The organism is Zeimonas sediminis, assembly GCF_023721795.1.
In the GTDB taxonomy this organism is placed as follows: domain Bacteria; phylum Pseudomonadota; class Gammaproteobacteria; order Burkholderiales; family Burkholderiaceae_E; genus Zeimonas; species Zeimonas sediminis.
In genome coordinates, this window is sequence record NZ_JAMQYE010000001.1 from 517,544 (window position 1) to 534,880 (window position 17,337).

At 71.1% G+C, this 17,337-nt stretch carries 14 protein-coding genes and 1 tRNA gene; 3 read left to right on the forward strand and 12 right to left on the reverse strand.

Annotated elements, in window-relative coordinates:
* Positions 1-14: 14 nt before the first annotated feature.
* From M6I34_RS02420 to M6I34_RS02465, 10 genes are all read right to left on the reverse strand, one after another.
* Positions 15-917 (reverse strand): LysR family transcriptional regulator, encoded by a 903-nt coding sequence (locus M6I34_RS02420; RefSeq protein WP_272484123.1) that lies wholly within the window; start codon positions 915-917, stop codon positions 15-17.
* Positions 918-1,214: 297 nt separating this feature from the next.
* Positions 1,215-1,304 (reverse strand) — tRNA-Ser (locus M6I34_RS02425).
* Between the two features lie 120 nt (positions 1,305-1,424).
* The gene (serS, locus tag M6I34_RS02430; RefSeq protein WP_272484124.1) at positions 1,425-2,732 is read right to left on the reverse strand and encodes a serine--tRNA ligase; all 1,308 of its coding nucleotides are present in this window, start codon (positions 2,730-2,732) and stop codon (positions 1,425-1,427) included.
* A gap of 160 nt (positions 2,733-2,892) precedes the next feature.
* Positions 2,893-4,797: a hypothetical protein gene (locus tag M6I34_RS02435; RefSeq protein ID WP_272484125.1), complete on the reverse strand. Its 1,905-nt coding sequence runs from the start codon at positions 4,795-4,797 to the stop codon at positions 2,893-2,895.
* A gap of 208 nt (positions 4,798-5,005) precedes the next feature.
* Entirely contained in the window at positions 5,006-6,412 is a 1,407-nt protein-coding gene (locus tag M6I34_RS02440; protein ID WP_272484126.1) for a replication-associated recombination protein A, read from the reverse strand.
* 89 nt (positions 6,413-6,501) lie between these two features.
* Complete coding sequence (locus M6I34_RS02445; protein WP_272484127.1) at positions 6,502-7,830, reverse strand: MFS transporter; 1,329 nt, start codon at positions 7,828-7,830, stop codon at positions 6,502-6,504.
* A gap of 25 nt (positions 7,831-7,855) precedes the next feature.
* Positions 7,856-9,007: a DSD1 family PLP-dependent enzyme gene (locus tag M6I34_RS02450; RefSeq protein WP_272484128.1), complete on the reverse strand. Its 1,152-nt coding sequence runs from the start codon at positions 9,005-9,007 to the stop codon at positions 7,856-7,858.
* Complete coding sequence (gene lolA / locus M6I34_RS02455) at positions 9,004-9,693, reverse strand: outer membrane lipoprotein chaperone LolA (protein WP_272484129.1); 690 nt, start codon at positions 9,691-9,693, stop codon at positions 9,004-9,006. Before lolA ends, M6I34_RS02450 begins: the two co-directional genes overlap by 4 nt.
* 48 nt (positions 9,694-9,741) lie before the next feature.
* The gene (locus tag M6I34_RS02460) at positions 9,742-12,135 is read right to left on the reverse strand and encodes a DNA translocase FtsK (protein WP_272484130.1); all 2,394 of its coding nucleotides are present in this window, start codon (positions 12,133-12,135) and stop codon (positions 9,742-9,744) included.
* A gap of 7 nt (positions 12,136-12,142) precedes the next feature.
* Entirely contained in the window at positions 12,143-12,817 is a 675-nt protein-coding gene (locus M6I34_RS02465; RefSeq protein WP_272484131.1) for a Crp/Fnr family transcriptional regulator, read from the reverse strand.
* A 196-nt stretch (positions 12,818-13,013) separates the two neighbouring features.
* Between M6I34_RS02465 and trxB the strand changes: the two genes are divergently transcribed.
* From trxB to M6I34_RS02480, 3 genes are read left to right on the forward strand one after another with little or no spacing between them, the layout of a single operon-like run.
* Complete coding sequence (gene trxB, locus M6I34_RS02470; protein WP_272484132.1) at positions 13,014-13,973, forward strand: thioredoxin-disulfide reductase; 960 nt, start codon at positions 13,014-13,016, stop codon at positions 13,971-13,973.
* A gap of 46 nt (positions 13,974-14,019) precedes the next feature.
* Positions 14,020-14,703 (forward strand): Smr/MutS family protein, encoded by a 684-nt coding sequence (locus tag M6I34_RS02475; protein ID WP_272484133.1) that lies wholly within the window; start codon positions 14,020-14,022, stop codon positions 14,701-14,703.
* A 26-nt stretch (positions 14,704-14,729) separates the two neighbouring features.
* Positions 14,730-15,332: a DUF4126 domain-containing protein gene (locus tag M6I34_RS02480; RefSeq protein WP_272484134.1), complete on the forward strand. Its 603-nt coding sequence runs from the start codon at positions 14,730-14,732 to the stop codon at positions 15,330-15,332.
* A 16-nt stretch (positions 15,333-15,348) separates the two neighbouring features.
* On the opposite strand, the gene M6I34_RS02485 is transcribed toward M6I34_RS02480, so the two are convergent.
* The gene (locus M6I34_RS02485) at positions 15,349-15,687 is read right to left on the reverse strand and encodes a P-II family nitrogen regulator (RefSeq protein ID WP_272484135.1); all 339 of its coding nucleotides are present in this window, start codon (positions 15,685-15,687) and stop codon (positions 15,349-15,351) included.
* Between the two features lie 20 nt (positions 15,688-15,707).
* Positions 15,708-17,336: an NAD+ synthase gene (locus M6I34_RS02490; RefSeq protein ID WP_272484136.1), complete on the reverse strand. Its 1,629-nt coding sequence runs from the start codon at positions 17,334-17,336 to the stop codon at positions 15,708-15,710.
* Position 17,337 lies beyond the last annotated feature (1 nt).

Sequence of the window (17,337 nt, forward strand, 5' to 3'; positions counted from 1 at the left end):
CTCTTCACGCTCGTTCAAGAATCGTGGCGCGGCCTCGCCAGTGCGGCCTGCAGATGGTCGACGAAAGCCAGCGCCTTCGCGTCCACGCTCCGGCGAGAGGCCGAGACCGCATACACGTGCCGGCTCGGCAGCGCATGCCGCGGCAGCACGCGGACCAGGCGCCCTTCGCGCTCGGCAGGATCGGAAAGGAAGTCCGGCAGCGCGCCGATGCCGTTACCGGCGATCAGCAGGTCGCGCAGCACCAGGCTGCTGCCCACCTTCAGGCGCGCTCGGTGCGGCAGCGTCACCGCTCCCTCGGGGCCGTGCAAGATCCACGCCGTTGCATCGTCCGCGTGCAGGTAGCCGACGACAGGGTGGGACGCGAGATCCTGCGTCCGCTGCGGCGTGCCGTGCCGAGCCAGGTGCGCCGGGGACGCGAAGAGTGCCTGCCGCACTGGCGCTATCCCGCGAGCGACCAGGCCCGAATCGGGCAGACCGGCCCGGATGCGGATCGTCAGGTCGTACCCGCCCTCGATCATGTCGATCACGCGGTCGTCGAAGCTCACGCTCAAATCGACCTCGGGATGCCGGGCCAGGAACGAAGGCAGCAGAGACGCCAGCACGGTCACGCCGAACGAATGGGGGGCGTTGACGCTCAGCCGCCCGCGGACCTGGCCCGCCGCCTGGCGCACCGCCTCCTCGGAGCGATCGATGTCGGCCAGGATGCGCTTTGCCTCCTCGTAGTAGAGCCGTCCGTGCTCGGTCAGCGACATGCGGCGCGTGGTTCGCGCCAGCAGGGCGCAGCCCAGCTGCTGCTCGAGTCGCTTCAGGTCGCTGCTCAGCAGAGCCGGCGACACCTGCAGGTCCTCCGCCGCCTTCGCGAAGCTGCCTCGCTCCACGATTCGGCAAAATGCCCGCATGACCGAAAGTTTGTCCACGTGATCCCTCCGGGGAGCCGGTCGGCGTTGGCGGCGGCGCCACGGCAAGGGAATCGAATGACTCGCCGGGCGGCGTCATTGTCGTGACACGGCGTCACTGACGGTGGTTCGCGGAGGACGCGATCGAGACGGAACGCGCCCGTGGTGCCGTTCAGTATAGGTGCCAGGCCAACGGAAAAGCCTGGATGGCAAGACCCGTTGCAGGCCGACCAGAGACAGGAAAGCCCCGTATCGCAATGGAATACGGGGCTCTCGGGGGGCTCGCGACGCGTTCCGTGACGCTCGGAGACTGGATCTTGGCGGAGAGGGTGGGATTCGAACCCACGATACGCTTGCACGTATACCGGATTTCGAGTCCGGCGCATTCGACCACTCTGCCACCTCTCCGGAGTACCTTGCCCGATCGCCTGAATTCCGTGGAGCTCAGGCAATCGACAATGCGTGGTGCGAAGCCAGAAAGTATAGCAAAAAGTGCGGGGCAGTCTGCCACTCGGCAGCGAAGCCGCGTCAGTCCGCCGGTTCCAGTTTCGCCAACCCGCCCATGTAGGGCCGCAACGCCGGCGGCACGACGATGCTGCCGTCCGCCTGCTGGAAGTTCTCCAGCACCGCGACCAGGGTGCGGCCGACCGCCAGGCCGGAGCCGTTCAGCGTGTGGACCAGTTCGGGCTTGCCCTGCGCGTTGCGGAAGCGCGCCTGCATCCGCCGGGCCTGGAAGGCCTCGCAGTTCGACACCGACGAGATCTCGCGATACGCGTTCTGCGCCGGCAGCCAGACTTCCAGGTCGTAGGTCTTGGCCGCGCCGAAGCCCATGTCTCCGGTGCACAGCGCCATGACCCGGTACGGCAAGTCGAGCCGGCGCAGGATCGCCTCGGCGTGGCCGACCATTTCCTCGAGCGCCTCGTAGGACCTCTCCGGGTGCACGATCTGCACCATCTCGACCTTGTCGAACTGGTGCTGCCGGATCATGCCGCGGGTGTCGCGGCCGTAGGACCCGGCCTCGGAGCGGAAGCACGGCGTGTGCGCGGTGAGCCGCATCGGCAGCGCGTCGGCCTGAAGAATCTCGCCGGCCACCAGGTTGGTCAGCGACACCTCCGAGGTCGGGATCAGGTAGAGCGCCTCGCCCTCGCCTTCCTGGCCGCCCTTCTTGACCGCGAACAGGTCCTGCTCGAACTTCGGCAGCTGGCCGGTGCCGCGCAGCGTGGCGGCATTCACGATGTAGGGCGTGTAGCACTCGGTGTAGCCGTGCTCGCCGGTCTGCACGTCGAGCATCAGCTGGGCGAGCGCGCGGTGCAGGCGGGCGATCTGGCCCTTCATGACCGCGAAGCGCGAGCCCGACAGCTTGGCAGCGGCCTCGAAGTCCAGCCCGAGCGGCGCGCCCAGGTCCACGTGGTCGCGCGGCGCGAAGCCCAGCGGCTTCGGGTCGCGGCCTTCGGGGCTCCAGCGGCGGATCTCCTTGTTGCCGTGCTCGTCGCGGCCGACCGGCACCGACTCGTGCGGCAGGTTGGGAACCTGCGCGAGCCAGTCGTTCAGCCGCTCGCGCACCAGGTCGCTCTGCTCGGTGGCAGTCTTCAGTTCGTCGCCGAGCCCGGCGACCTCGGCCATCACGGCCGAGGTGTCCTCGCCGCGCGCCTTGAGCTGCCCGATCGACTTCGACAGCGCGTTGCGCTTCGCCTGCAGCTCCTCGGCGCGCACCTGCAGCGCCTTGCGCTCGGACTCGAGCTCGCGGAACGCGTCGAGGTCGAGCCGGTAGCCGCGCGACGCGAGCCGGGCGGCGACGGTTTCGGGATCCTTGCGGAGCTGGGCGATGTCGAGCATGGGAGGAAGCGGCGGAAAACGCTCGCCGGAAAGGTGATGTCGCTGGCCAAGGGGCGCGAGAGCGCCAAAGGGGGCGAGTTTATCAAGCTCGCCCCCTCGAACCCCTTCCCTTCGTGGCTACCGGTCGTTTCTCTGCCGCGGCCTTCGGGCCGCCCTGCCCTCAGCGCGCCGTGGGCGGATGCACGATCGTCGCCACCACGCGATCCGACGGGGTCGCCGCCGACTGGAGGTTCTCCAGCCAGGCCATCACGTAGCGGTCGCCGGCGGCGACGGCCACCGGGTACGCGTCGGGAGGCGGTTGCAGCGCCGGCGTGGTGTACCAGTAGGAACCCGGCGTGCCGAAGACCGGCGCGCCGGAAGCCCACGGCGCCCGGGCGACGCGCGCGCGGTCGGCCGTCTGCATCGGATCGAGCGTGAGGTCCTTGACCCAGCCCGCGAAGAGGCCCTGCCCGGATCCGGTGAGCGCGAAGCCGAAGCGACCGGAGATCGGGTTGGCGTCGATCGCCACGTCGGCGGCATCCAGCACGTTTCCGTCGAAGGCGATTCGGCGCGACAGGATCGTGTTCGTGATGCCGGCGTTCGGCGACGAAGCCCAGGACGTCCATCCGACCAGGAAGCCGTCGGGATGAGCAGTCACCCGCGGATCGGTCGCGAAGGGCCCGGAACCGGCGAGTTCCTGCCAGTCGGCGTCGAGCAAGACGCCGGTATCGCTGACCCGGACGAAGCCCACCGTGCCGCCTTGCGGGCTCGCCCGCGCGATCAGGTAGCCGGCCCCGGAGCGCGCCACGCTGACGTCGGCCTCGCCGGTTGCCAGGCTGAACGAGGTGGCGGGAATGGCCTGTCCGTTGCGATCGATGAGTTGCCCCTCGGTCACCCAGGTGGTCCCGTTCGCGAAACGTTGCCAGACCAGCAGCACGTTGCTGCCGTCGCTTGCCGCCGCCAACCGGGCGCTGGTGCCGATCGGCGCGCCAACCGGCGTTCCGGCGAGCGGGCCGAGGACCGTTCCCGAGGGCGACAGCCGTTGCCCGACCAGGACCCCGTCCGACGGGCGCACCCAGAAGACCTGGTAATTCAGCCCGTCGAAGCTTGCCGCCGCATACAGCGAGTTGAAGTTGGAGCTGCCGTCGTCGACCAGCGTGCCCTGCCAGAGTCGGGTGCCATCGGGCGCCATGATCGCGCCGACCAGCGTGTCGGACGCTCCGGCTTCCTTGTTCGACACGATGAGGACGTTGCTGCCGTCGCTGGCCATGGCGGGAATGCCGGCGATGCCGCTGTCGGTGCCGGCGCCGATCGCATCGAGCACGACGAAGCCCGGCACCGTGCCGGCCTTGACCGCAGCCAGCGAGACCCCCGACAACTCCTCATAGGCGACGTTGTTCGGCGCGCTGAAGAGCGGGTCGACGTACTCGCGGCGGATCGGCCCGACGCCCGGCGCATACCAGGTGGTCAGCGAGGAGGTGACCGAGTCCGAGTAGGCCAATGCCGGCACCGTGACGCTGACCGTGATCTCGGTCCGCGCGCGCAGCACGTTCGAGAAGCTCCCCGCGGGCACCGTCCTGCTCGCCTCGGTCGCGAGCGCGACCGTGACGAGCAGGCGGAGCGTGCCGTCGGTCACGCCGTCGCCGTCGAAGTCGATCGCCTCGCTGTCGTCGTAGATGGTGGTCTTGACGTCGGCGAGCAGAGGCGCCGGGACCTCGGGATAGGCCTCGCCGGTCGCCAGGTCGACGACCGCCTGGATCGCGCTGCCGTCGAAGAAGCGCGGCTCCTCCATCCGCTCGCCGTCCACCAGGCCGGTGCTGTGCACGAAGTTGACGATGCCGGGCGCCGAGCCGGCCGGGGCGGGCTCTATCGTGACCAGGTTGACCCGCGAGCCGGCAAGCCCGGGACGGGTGTCGGTGACCGTGAAAGCCCAGCGCCCTGCGGCTTCCTGGTTCCACCAGGCTTCGGCCGTGTCTGCGATCGGGACTGCGGGCGTGCTGTCGCCGCCCCCTCCCCCGCAGGCGCCGAGCAAGCCTGCGAAAAGGCCTGCGATGGCCAGCACACGCAGCGATCTGGTCTCGATCATTTGGCTTTGCCCTTCTTCCTTTCTGTTTTCAGGAGGCTCGCCCGCCGACGCGGCGGCCATGCGTGATTAACACGCTTTGACCGCCCGTCAGTATTGACCGCGCGCAATCACTCCGCATGCGCCGCGGCATGCACGCGGCCGCCGCCCTCAGGCCCTCCGTTCCAGCCGGCGGATCGCGCGCCGATGCGCCGGCTCGCACGCGTCGTGTTCAGTCGTCTCGCGGGTTCTCCGCCTTCGCATCCCGCGCCCGAAGCCACTCCAGCTTCTCGCGGATCCTGATCTCGAGCCCGCGCTCCACCGGCTGGTAGAAGACCGGCGATTCGACGCCGTCCGGGAAGTAGCGTTCCCCGGCCGCGTAGCCGCCATCCTCGTCGTGCGCGTAGCGGTAGCCCTTGCCGTGGCCCAGGCCCTTCATCAGCTTCGTGGGCGCGTTGCGCAGGTGCATCGGCACCGGCGCCGAGCCGTGCTCCGCCACGAAGGCGCGGGCGCGCTTGTAGGCCATGTAGACCGCGTTGGACTTCGCGGCGCAGGCAAGGTAGACCACCGCCTGCGCCAGCGCGAGCTCGCCCTCGGGCGAGCCGAGGCGCTCGTAGACCTCGGCGGCCTCCAGCGCCAGCGTCAGCGCGCGCGGGTCGGCAAGGCCGACGTCCTCGTTGGCCATCCGCACGATGCGGCGCGCCAGGTAGCGCGGGTCGGCGCCGCCGTCGAGCATCCGGCACAGCCAGTAAAGCGACGCGTCGGGGTCGGAGCCGCGCACCGACTTGTGCAGCGCGCTGATCTGGTCGTAGAACGCGTCGCCGCCCTTGTCGAAGCGGCGCAGGTTCTGCGACAGCGCCTGCTCGAGGAAGTCGCCGTCGACCCGGTTGCGGCGCAGGCCGCGCGCGGCGTCGGCCACGATCTCGATCGCGTTCAGCAGCCGCCGGCCGTCGCCGTCGGCCCAGCCGGTCAGGCGCTCGCGGGCGACCTCGTCGAAGGCGATCCGCGCCGGCGCCTCGTCGGCTGCCGGCGTCTCGCCCGGGGCTCGCCCTTCGCCCGGGGCCTCGGTGTCGCCAAGCGCCACGACCGCCCGGTCGAACAGCTCGACCAGCTCCTCCTGCGACAGCGGCTGCAGCACGTAGACCCTCGCCCGCGACAGCAGCGCGCCATTCACCTCGAACGACGGGTTCTCGGTGGTGGCGCCGATGAACGTGAACAGTCCGCTCTCGACGTGCGGCAGGAAGGCGTCCTGCTGCGCCTTGTTGAACCGGTGGACCTCGTCGACGAACAGGATCGTGCGGCGACCGGCGGCGCGCTGCTGCTCGGCCACTGCCACCGCCTCGCGAATCTCCTTGACCCCGCCGAGCACCGCCGAGATCGCGATGAAGTGGGCGTCGAAAGCGTCGGCCATCAGCCGCGCGAGTGTCGTCTTGCCGACGCCGGGCGGGCCCCAGAAGATCATCGAGTGCGGCTTGCCCGACTCGAAGGCCACCCGCAGCGGCTTGCCCGCCCCGAGCAGGTGGCGCTGGCCGATCACCTCGTCGAGCGTGCGGGGCCGAAGCCGCTCGGCGAGCGGCACCGTTGCGCCTTCGTGTCCCGTGCGAGCGTTCGAGCCTGCCCGCGCCGGTTCTGCGCGCATGTCCGGGCTCGCCGCCGCGCCTGTTGGCGTGTCGCCGAACAGATCGGGTCCGGGGGGCGTCACGATGCTCGTTCCCCGCTCATGGCCGGTCAGGCCGCGCGCTCCGCCTGCGCGGCAGCCGCCTGGGCGCGCGCCGCGCCGCCGGCCCGGAACGCGCCGGCGATCATCAGCAACTGCGCGATCGCGATGCCGATCCATACGCCGGCGGGCGCGCTCCGGTCGAGCATCAGGCCGAAGATCGGCGGCGCGATCGACATGCCGAGGTCGAGGCCCGAGTAGACGACACCGTAGACCCGGCCGGTAGCGCCGGGCGGCGCGGCCCTGCGAATCAGCAGGTCGCGCGACGGATTCGCGATGCCTGCGGCGAAGCCCATCAGCGCGAACGGCACCGGCATCGCCGCGCCGGGCCAAGGCACGAATGGCAGCGTGACCGCGACCACCGCGGCCAGACCGAACGCGATCGCGATCGTGCGCTCGGCGCGCGAGGGGTCGGTGGCCGCGAATCCGCCGGCGATCATTCCGGCCGCGCTGGACAGCATGTAGGCGGTCAGGCAGACGGCGACGATGCCCAGCGGCACGTCGTGCAGCAGGCGCGCCGACTCCGGGCCGAAGCTCTGCACGCCGCCGAGCGCGAAGGCGCTCGCGAAGAAGAACGCGAAGCTGAACCAGACGGCCGGCAGCCGCATGAAGTCCAGCGCGCTGCCGGCGGGCGATCGTGCGGGGCCGGAAGCGCCGCTGGCCGTCGTCGAGGGGTCGCCGTGGGCTGCGGACACGCCGCCGGCACCCGCATCGGCCCTGCCCCGTGCGCCGCCCCGGCGCGCCGACGCCTCGTTGTCGGTCGCGAGCAGGTCGCGGCGAAGGCTGGCCGCAGCGAGCATTGCGGCGGCCACGACGGCCGCGCCGAGGAAGGCCGACTGCCAGCCGGCAACTTGCGCGATGCCGACCATGAAGACCGGCGCGCTCGCCCAGCCCAGGCTGCCCGCCACGCCATGCATCGCGTAGGCGTGGCCGAGCCGGGGCGTGGCGACCCGCGCGTTCAGGATCGAGTAGTCGACCGGATGGAAGGGCGCGTTGCCCAGCCCGATCAGGACCGCGCCGGCGGCCAGCCACTCCCACGACGATGCCAGCCCGATCAGCACGGCGCCGGCGGCGAACAGCGCCAACGCGCCCTGCATGACCGGCGCCGGCCCGACCCTGTCGACCAGGAAGCCGGCCAGCGCCTGGCCGAGGCCCGACACGGTGAACAGCAGCGTCATCAGCAGGCCGAGCTCGGCGTAGCTCAGGCCGAAGGCCTCGCGCAGCCACGGGAACATCGGCGGCAGGACCAGGTGGAAGAAGTGCGAGACCCCGTGCGCCGACGCGACCAGCGCGATCACCCCGACTTCGCCGCCGCCGTGCCTGAGGGTCGCGGTGCTCACGATCGGTTCCCCGGCTCGCGCGCGTTCAGCGCGACGCGCTGCGCGGCAGGATCGGCCAGACCGCCTCGACCCGGTCGCCGCGGTAGCCGACGATCCAGTCGTGCAGGTTGACCGTCGGGTCGCAGTGCCCCGGGTCGAGGATCAGCCGCTGGCCGAGCTCGAGCGGCTGCGCCCCGGCGAGCGGCTCGACGACGGTGTGCTCGTCCGACAGGCTCACGACCCGCCAGCGCGGATCGCGCATCGCAGGCAGGCCCGAGTCGACCGCGAAGCTCTTCAGGCCGCCGTCGAGCACCGCGTGGGATGCGCGGCGGCTGATCACGGCGGTCATCACGCCCAGCGCCTGGCGAAGCTGCGGCGCCGCCGGATCCGCCGCGTTGGCCCGGTAGTCGAGGTCCATCAGCGCGTAGGAACCGGCCTGGATCTCGGTCCAGATGCCCGCGCCCGCCTCGTTCGGAAAGCTGCCGGTCCCGCCGCCGCTGATCTCGCGGATCGCGAATCCGCCTCGTTCCAGTGCGGCGCGAAACTCGCCCGCCACGCCGGCGGCCCGCGCGATCGCGTCGGCGCGCTCGGCGACGCCGCGCAGGTGCTGGGCGCGGCCGTGGTAGGCCTGCAGGCCGCGCAGCGCGAGCCGCGGCGCGGCCCGCTGTATCGCGGCCGCGATGGCCAGCGCCTGCTCGACGGTCTCGACGCCGCAGCGCTTCTGGCCGACGTCGATCTCGATCAGGACCTCCAGCCGGGTGTCCGCCCGGGCGCAGGCCTCGGCGAGCCGCTGCACCTGAAGCGGGTCGTCGACGCAGGCCGCGAGCCGCAGCCCCGGTTGCCCGGCCAGCCGGGCGAGCCGCTGGCACTTCGAGGGGTCGACCAGCTCGTTGGTGACGAGGATGTCGCGCACGCCGGCCGCGGCGAAGCCCTCGGCCTCGCCGACCTTCTGCACGCAGACGCCGATCGCGCCCGCGGCCACCTGGCGCAGCGCGAGCGCCGGGCAGCGATGGGCCTTGCCGTGCGCGCGCACCGCGAGCCCGGCCGCGGCGGCCTGCCGGTGCAGCGCCGCGACGTTCGCGTCGCTCGCGTCGAGATCGAGGACCAGCGCCGGGGTGTCGACCGCATCGAGCGGATCGCCGGGGCGCGCCGGCGGCGGAAAGGCGGGCTGCTGCAGCGGGGCGGCTTCGATCTTCATTTCTGCTCGATGACGTCGGCGCCGGCGGGCGGCGAGAAGCGGAACAGCGATGCCGCGAGCTCCGGGTTTCGCTCGATCGCGGCGAACGCGAATACCGAGGTGCGGCCGAAGGCGTCGCGCACCTCCATCGCCTCGGGAAGGCCGTTGCGCAAGCCGATCGCGATCCGGTCGAAGCCCTGGTCGGCGTTCTTCGGCAGGGCCTCGATCCACTCGAGGCCTTCGCGCTCGCCCAGCTCGGAAAGCGTGAACGCCTTGTCGATCTCGGCGGTGCCGAACAGGATCGCTGCGGGCGTCGCGCCCATCGCCGCGCCCAGCTTCTGGATCGTGACCTGGTTCAGGTCCTTGTCGTGGAACCAGAGCCGCTCGCCGTCGGCGACCATCAGCTGCTCGAAGGGCTTGCGGACCTCCCAGCGGAACTTGCCGGGCCGCGCGAAGGCGAACGCGCCCTGCGTGGACTCTAGCGCCTGCCCGTTGGCCCGCAGCACCTTCTGCGTGAACACGCCGCGGGCGCTGCGGGTCTCGGTCAGGAAGAGCCGCAACTGGTCGAGGCCGGCCGCCGAGGCTGGCGAGGCGGCGAAGCCCTGGACGACGGCGGCGAGGCCGCCGATCGCGAGCGCCGCGCACAGGCTGCGGCGCCGGTCGGACCGGCGCCCGCCCGCCGAGCGTCTGAATGCGGTCTTGATCATGGCCGAGAAATTAGCACGCCGCGCCGGGGCACCGGCATGCGCGGCGGGTCAGTCCTCGCCCTTCTGCTGCGGCACCAGCAACTCGCGGTTGCCGTTGGAGGCCATCGCCGACACCAGCCCGGACTTCTCCATCTGCTCGAGCAGGCGGGCGGCGCGGTTGTAGCCGATGCGCAGGTGGCGCTGCACCAGCGAGATCGACGCGCGCTTGTGCTTGACCACCACCGCCACCGCCTGGTCGTACATCGGGTCGGCTTCGCCGTCGACGCCGGCCTCGGCCAGCGTCTGCGACAGGCCGCCGAAGCCGACCGCGCTGCCCGCGTCGACCTCGTCGGGCACGCCACCTTCGAGGATGCCCTCGACGTACTGCGGCTCGCCGCCGAGCTCGCGCCAGTGCTGGACGACCGCGTGAACTTCGTCGTCGGCCACGTAGGCGCCGTGCACCCGCATCGGCAGGCCGGTGCCGGGCGGCATGTACAGCATGTCGCCCTGTCCGAGCAGCGACTCGGCGCCCATCTGGTCGAGGATGGTGCGCGAGTCGATCTTGCTCGACACCTGGAAGGCGATCCGCGTGGGGATGTTTGCCTTGATCAGGCCGGTGATCACGTCGACCGACGGCCGCTGGGTGGCGAGGATCAGGTGGATGCCCGCTGCCCGCGCCTTCTGGGCCAGCCGTGCGATCAGCTCCTCGACCTTCTTGCCGACGACCATCATCAGGTCGGCCAGCTCGTCGATGACCACCACGATCTGCGGCAGACGGCCGAGCGGCTCGGGCGCGTCCGGGGTCAGCGAGAACGGGTTCGGAATCAGCTCCTCGCGCTTCTCGGCGTCGGCGATCTTCGCGTTGTAGCCCGACAGGTTGCGCACGCCCAGCTTGCTCATCAGCCGGTAGCGGCGCTCCATCTCGGCCACGCACCAGTTCAGCGCGTTGCCGGCGTGGCGCATGTCGGTGACCACCGGCGCCAGCAGGTGCGGGATGCCCTCGTAGGTGCTCATCTCGAGCATCTTCGGGTCGATCAGGATCAGCCTCACCTGGCTCGGGTCGGCCTTGTAGAGCAGCGACAGCAGCATCGCGTTGATGCCGACCGACTTGCCCGAGCCGGTGGTGCCGGCCACCAGCAGGTGCGGCATCTTGGCCAGGTCGGCCACCACCGCGTTGCCGGCGATGTCCTTGCCCAGCGCCAGCGTGAGCGGCGAGGCGCTGTTCGCGTAGACCTGCGAGCCGAGGATCTCGGACAGGCGAACCGTTTGCCGGCGGGCATTCGGCAGCTCCAGCCCCATCAGGTTCTTGCCGGGGATGGTCTCGACCACCCGGATCGACACCAGCGACAGCGCGCGCGCCAGGTCCTTCGACAGGTTGACGATCTGGCTGCCCTTCACGCCGGTGGCCGGCTCGATCTCGTAGCGGGTGATGACCGGCCCGGGCTGCGCGGCGACGACGTTGGCCGCCACGTTGAAGTCGGACAGCTTCTTCTCGATCAGCCGCGACGTGTACTCGAGGGTCTCGGCCGAGACGGTCTCCTGCTGGGCGGGCGGCTCGTCGAGCAGCGACAGCGGCGGCAGCTCGGTGTCGGCCGGCAGGTCCATGAACAGCGTGGACTGCCGCTCGGCGACCGCGCGCTCGGACGGCTGGATCCGCGCCACCGGCGGCTCGATGCGAACCGGAGCGGGGTCTTCCTCGAAGATCTTGCGCTTCTCCTGGACCTGCTCTTCGCGCGCGCTGGCGGCGACCTCGCCGATCCGCCGGTCCTTGCGGGCCGAGACGACCTCGACCGCGCGCAGCGCCGCCCACTCCAGCGCGGTGCCGACACGCTCGAAGATCGTCAGCCACGACCAGCCCGACCACAGGCTGAAGCCCGCCGCGACCAGCGCAAGCAGCGCCAGCGTGCCGCCGACCGCGCCCAGCGCGTCGAGCAGCGGCGTGGCCACGATGCTGCCCAGCACGCCGCCCGGCGCGAACGGCAGGTCGGCATCCAGGGTGTGGAGGCGGGCGGATTCGAGCGCCACGCAGCCGAGCAGCAGCATCCCGAAACCGAGCCAGCGCTCCCAGGCGAAGCGGCTCTCGGGCCCCTCGGTCTCGGCCTTGGCGCCGCGCCTGGGGCTTGCGTTCGCGCGCGCCGCGGCGCGCAGCCGGGCCATGCCGCGCACGACCGAAACGCCCATCGCGAGCGCCAGCAGGTAGGCGCTCAAGCCGAACAGATAGAGCAGCAGGTCGGCGAACCATGCGCCGACCCGCCCGCCGGCGTTCTGGACGAGGCGATCGGGCGCGGCGTGCGACCAGCCGGGGTCGGCCGGCTCGTAGGTCGCGAGGATCAGCAGCAGGAACAGCGCCAGCACGGCCAGCGCGAGCCAGCGGGTCTCGTGGATCAGGCGCACCGCCCGGTCGGGCAGCACGAAGGCGGAAGTGCGGCTGGCGCCGCCGGACAGCGTGGAACTGCGGGACATCGGTGGTTCAGTGGGTGAAGGAGCCGAGCTTCTCGCGCAGCAGCATCCGCCCCTCGGGCAACGGCACGACGAAGCCCTCGGTTTCGAGTCCCTTCATGACCCGGGAGACCATCTCGCGCGACGCCCCGATCATCTTCGCGATCTCCTGGCGCGGCAGCCGGTTGCGCACGATCCTCTCGCCGTTGATCTCCTCGGAGAAATCGAGCAGCACCCGGGCCACCCGGCCGTAGACGTCGAGCAGCGCCAGCGTCTCGATCTTGCGGTCGGCCTCGCGCAGGCGTCCGACCAGCTGGCGCATCACCGCCATGCTGACGTCGGGGCTCTCCCTGAGCAGGTTGCGGAAGCTGGTCTTCTCGATCGCCATGAACTCGCAGGGCTCGAGCGTGATCACGCTGGCCGAGCGCGGCGCGTCGTCGATCATGCTCATCTCGCCGAACCAGTCGCCCGAGCCGAGCACCGCGAGGATCACTTCCTTGCCCTCGGAGTCGGATCGCTGCACCTTGGCCCTGCCGGACAGCAGCACGTACAGCGACTGGGAGGGCTCGCCTTCCGAGACGATCGTGCGCCCGCGCGGGAAGCTGCGGCGGGTGCTGCCTGCCGCCAGGGCGTCGAGTTGCTGCTCGCTCAGGCCGGCCAGCAACGGGATCCGGCGAAGGAAAAGCTTGTTTTCTTCCTGACGCATACCCACCTCGGATTTCAGGGCTCGACCGTATTGCATACGGCCGGAATCCCTATAATTCTGCCCTACTCGCGCAAGATTTAACAAAGCGCTCAAAAAACCTCGCGCTAAGCCGATGATTTTTTGAGTTTTTTGCAACGCCTCCGGCGGGCGGGCACGCTGTGTGCCCGCGAGCCGGAACGAAACGGATTCTCCGATCATGTCCGCACCTCGCCACGCCCGCCTGCTGATCCTGGGTTCCGGCCCGGCCGGCTACACCGCCGCCGTCTATGCCGCCCGCGCCAACCTGCAGCCAGTGCTGATCACCGGCATGGCCCAGGGCGGGCAACTGATGACGACCACCGACGTCGACAACTGGCCCGCCGACGCCGACGGCGTCCAGGGGCCCGACCTGATGGCGCGCTTCCAGAAGCACGCCGAGCGCTTCGGCACCGAGATGATCTTCGACCACATCCACACGGCGAAGCTCGACGAGCGCCCGGTCCGGCTGATCGGCGACGCCGGCGAGTACACCTGCGACGCTCTGATAATCGCCACCGGCGCGTCGGCCAAGTACCTGGGCCTGCCCTCCGAACAGGCCTTCATGGGCAAGGGCGTGTCGGCCTGCGCGACCTGCGACGGTTTCTTCTACCGCAACCAGGACGTCTGCGTGATCGGCGGCGGCAACACGGCCGTCGAGGAGGCGCTGTACCTGACGAACATCGCGCGCAAGGTCACCGTGATCCACCGCCGCGACCGCTTCCGCGCCGAGCCGATCCTGATCGACAAGCTGATGGACAAGGTGCGCGACGGCAAGGCCGAGGTGCGCTGGTTCCACGAGCTCGACGAGGTGCTCGGCGACGCGACCGGCGTGACCGGCGTGCGGATCCGCGACAACCGCAGCGGCGAGACCACCGACCTGCCGCTGACCGGCGTGTTCGTGGCGATCGGCCACTCGCCGAACACCGAGCTGTTCCAGGGACAGCTCGAGATGGCCAACGGCTACATCGTCACGAAGAGCGGGCTGAGCGGCCAGGCCACGGCCACCAGCGTGCCCGGCGTGTTCGCCGCCGGCGACGTGCAGGACCACGTGTACCGGCAGGCGATCACCAGCGCCGCGACCGGCTGCATGGCGGCGCTCGACGCCCAGCGCTACCTGGAGGCGCAAGAGGGGCACTGAGGCCGGCTCCCGAGCCGCTCCAGGCCCGTCGTCGCGCAGCGGACCGATGCGCCGTCAGCCGCCCGCCGCTCGCCGCGGCAAGCCGATCGAGGACCTGTCCGGCCTCGCGAGCCTGCGCGACGCGCTCGCCGAGAGGGCGCGGCTGGCCCGCGAGGCCGGGCGCCGCGAGCGCGAGGCCGCCGCGCGCGCCGCCCGCGAAGCCAACCTCTTCCGTTCCGAGCTCGCCGACGTCGTTCCGCTCGAGCCGACCGGGCGCGTCGAGCCGAAGCCGCCCGCGCCGCCGGCGGTGCCGGTCCAGCGGATGCGCGACGAGCAGGCGGTGCTCGCCGAGTCGCTGTCCGACGAGATCGACATCGACCGCTGGCTCGACACCGACGACGCGCTGTCGTGGCGGCGCAGCGGCATCGGCGCGGACGTCGTGCGCCGGCTGCGCCGCGGCGAATGGGTGGTGCGCGCCCAGATCGACCTGCACGGGCTCAGGGTCGACGAGGCCCGCGAGGCGCTGGTCGCCTTCCTGGGCAAGGCGGTTCGCGACGAGGTCCGCTGCGTGCGGATCATTCACGGCAAGGGCCTGGGCTCGATCGGCCGCGAGCCGGTGCTCAAGCGAAAGGTGCCGCGCTGGCTGGTCCAGCGCGAAGAGGTGCTCGCGTTCTGCGAGGCGCGGCCCAACGACGGCGGCGCCGGCGTGCTGATCGCCCTGCTGCGCGTGACCCGGGCCGGCCCGGGCTGAAGGCCGTGGACGGGGCGATCGACCGGATGCTGCCCCTCCTGCCCGAGGTGGCGCTCGCGGCGGCCCTGGCCTGGGGGGCCGGAATCCGGCTCTACGCGGTCGTGTTCCTCCTCGGGCTCGCGCACACGCTGGGCTGGTGGAGCCTGCCGGCCCACCTGGAGGTGCTGGCGCACCCGCTGGTCATCGGGGCGGCGGCCTTCATGGCGGCGGTCGAGCTGTTCGCCGACAAGCTGCCGCTGCTCGACACGATCTGGGACGGCCTGCACACCTTCGTGCGCATCCCGGCGGGCGCGGCGCTGGCCGCCGCGGTGTTCGGCGACGCCGGTACGGCAGCCGCCGTGGCAGCGGCGCTGCTCGGGGGCTCGCTGACCGCCACCACGCACCTGGCCAAGTCCGGTACGCGCGCCGCGGTCAACACCTCGCCCGAGCCCTTCTCCAACCTGCTGGTGTCGTCGGCCGAGGACCTGCTGGTGCCTGCCGGGCTGTGGCTCGCGCTCGGCTCGCCGCTGGTCTTCCTGGGCGTGCTGCTCGTCTTCCTGGCGCTGGCGTTCTTCGCGATCCGGCTGCTGGTGCGCGGCCTTCGCCGCCTGGCGCGGCCCGCGTCGCGCGCCGGCCCGCCTGCCGCCTGATCCGGACGCGCGCGGCTCAGATCGCGCTGTCGTCGGTCTCGCCGGTGCGGATGCGGATCGCCTGCTCGACGTTGGCCACGAAGATCTTGCCGTCGCCGATCCGGCCGGTGCGCGCGGCGGTCGTGATCGCCTCGATCGCCTGCTCGGCGGATTCGTCGTTCAGGACGACCTCGACCTTGATCTTGGGCAGGAAGTCGACCACGTACTCGGCGCCGCGGTAGAGCTCGGTGTGCCCCTTCTGGCGGCCGAAGCCCTTGACCTCGGTGACGGTGAGGCCCGAAACGCCGACCTCGGCGAGCGCCTCGCGGACCTCGTCGAGCTTGAACGGCTTGATGATCGCGGTGATCTGTTTCATGTCATCTCCGGAAGGTCGTTTCAGTCCCTGAACTTCGACGTGATCGGGTAGCGCCAGTCGCGCCCGAACGCGCGATGCGTGACGCGAATGCCGACCGGCGCCTGGCGGCGCTTGTACTCGTTGACCTGGATCAGCCGCACGACCCTGGCGACCGCGTCGGCCGGATGGCCCGCGGCGACGATCTCGTCGACGCTGCGGTCCTCCTCCATGTACATCCGCACGATCGCGTCGAGCGTCTCGTAGGGCGGCAGCGAGTCCTGGTCGGTCTGGCCGGGCTTGAGCTCGGCCGAGGGCGGCCGGGTGATGATCCGCTCGGGGATCACGTCCGACACCGTGTTGCGCCAGCGGCAGAGGCGCCACACGAGCGTCTTGGCGATGTCCTTGATCACCGCGAAGCCGCCCGCCATGTCGCCGTAGAGCGTGGCGTAGCCGACCGCCATCTCGCTCTTGTTGCCGGTGGTGAGCACGATGGAGCCGTACTTGTTCGACAGCGCCATCAGCAGCGTGCCGCGGATGCGCGCCTGCAGGTTCTCCTCGGTGGTGTCCTCGGGCAGGCCGTGGAACTCCTGCGCGAGCGTGGCGCGGAAGGCGTCGAAGCAGGCGCCGATCGGCAGTTCGTCGTAGCGCACGCCCAGCCGGTGCGCCATGTCGCGCGCGTCGATCCAGGAGATCTCGGCCGTGTACGGCGAAGGCATCATCACCGCACGCACCTTGTCGGCGCCCAGCGCGTCGACCGCGATCGCCAGCACCAGCGCCGAATCGACCCCGCCCGACAGGCCGATGATCGCGCCGGGAAAGCCGTTCTTGCCGATGTAGTCGCGAACGCCGAGCACCAGTGCGCCGTAGACCTGGGCCTCGAGCTGCGGCAGCTCGGCCACGGCCTGCCTGGCGATGTCGGCGCGACCGCCTTCGGCCGCCAGCTCGACGACCAGCAGGTCGGGCTCGAACGCCCTGCCCTGCGCGGCCAGCTCGCCTGCCGCGCTCAGCGCGAAGGACAGCCCGTCGAAGACCAGTTCGTCCTGCCCGCCGGCCAGGTTCGCCGCGAGCATCGGCAGGCCCAGCGCGCACACGTTGGCGCGCGCGGTGTCGAGCCGCTGGTGCTGCTTGCCCAGATGGTAGGGCGAGGCGTTCAGCACCAGCACCGCCTGCGCGCCAGCGTCGCGAAGCGCCTTCGGCGCGGTCGGGAACCAGAAGTCCTCGCAGATCGCGACGCCGAGCCGGATGCCGTCCACGTCGAAGACGAAGGGGGTGTCGCCGCGCGCGAAGTAGCGCGCCTCGTCGAAGACCGCGTAGTTCGGCAGCTCGCGCTTGTGGCAGATGCCCGCGATGCGCCCGGCGTGGAGCAGCGACGCCGCGTTGAAGCGCCGGCGCGCGGCGCCTTCGCCCTCGACCAGCGGATGGCCGACCAGCAAATACAGGTCGAGGTCGGCCGTGGCCTCGCGGATCCGCGCCAGTGCCTCGTCGCTGCGCCGCTGGAAGGCGTCGCGCAGCAGCAGGTCTTCGGGCGGATAGCCGGTCAGCGACAGCTCGGGCGTCAGCAATACCCGCACCCCGAGCGCGGCCGCCTCGCGCGCCGCCTCGATAATGCGATCGGCGTTGCCCCGGAAATCACCGACGGTCTGGTTGAGCTGGGCAGCGGCGATTCGCATG

What these genes read in the sequence shown, in the direction of transcription:
- serS (WP_272484124.1), bottom strand. Translation starts at nt 2,732, where the DNA reads ATGCTCGACATCGCCCAGCTCCGCAAGGATCCCGAAACCGTCGCCGCC.
- M6I34_RS02435 (WP_272484125.1), bottom strand. Translation starts at nt 4,797, where the DNA reads ATGATCGAGACCAGATCGCTGCGTGTGCTGGCCATCGCAGGCCTTTTC.
- M6I34_RS02440 (WP_272484126.1), bottom strand. Translation starts at nt 6,412, where the DNA reads ATGCGCGCAGAACCGGCGCGGGCAGGCTCGAACGCTCGCACGGGACAC.
- M6I34_RS02450 (WP_272484128.1), bottom strand. Translation starts at nt 9,007, where the DNA reads ATGAAGATCGAAGCCGCCCCGCTGCAGCAGCCCGCCTTTCCGCCGCCG.
- lolA (WP_272484129.1), bottom strand. Translation starts at nt 9,693, where the DNA reads ATGATCAAGACCGCATTCAGACGCTCGGCGGGCGGGCGCCGGTCCGAC.
- M6I34_RS02460 (WP_272484130.1), bottom strand. Translation starts at nt 12,135, where the DNA reads ATGTCCCGCAGTTCCACGCTGTCCGGCGGCGCCAGCCGCACTTCCGCC.
- M6I34_RS02465 (WP_272484131.1), bottom strand. Translation starts at nt 12,817, where the DNA reads ATGCGTCAGGAAGAAAACAAGCTTTTCCTTCGCCGGATCCCGTTGCTG.
- trxB (WP_272484132.1), top strand. Translation starts at nt 13,014, where the DNA reads ATGTCCGCACCTCGCCACGCCCGCCTGCTGATCCTGGGTTCCGGCCCG.
- M6I34_RS02475 (WP_272484133.1), top strand. Translation starts at nt 14,020, where the DNA reads ATGCGCCGTCAGCCGCCCGCCGCTCGCCGCGGCAAGCCGATCGAGGAC.
- M6I34_RS02480 (WP_272484134.1), top strand. Translation starts at nt 14,730, where the DNA reads ATGCTGCCCCTCCTGCCCGAGGTGGCGCTCGCGGCGGCCCTGGCCTGG.
- M6I34_RS02485 (WP_272484135.1), bottom strand. Translation starts at nt 15,687, where the DNA reads ATGAAACAGATCACCGCGATCATCAAGCCGTTCAAGCTCGACGAGGTC.
- M6I34_RS02490 (WP_272484136.1), bottom strand. Translation starts at nt 17,336, where the DNA reads ATGCGAATCGCCGCTGCCCAGCTCAACCAGACCGTCGGTGATTTCCGG.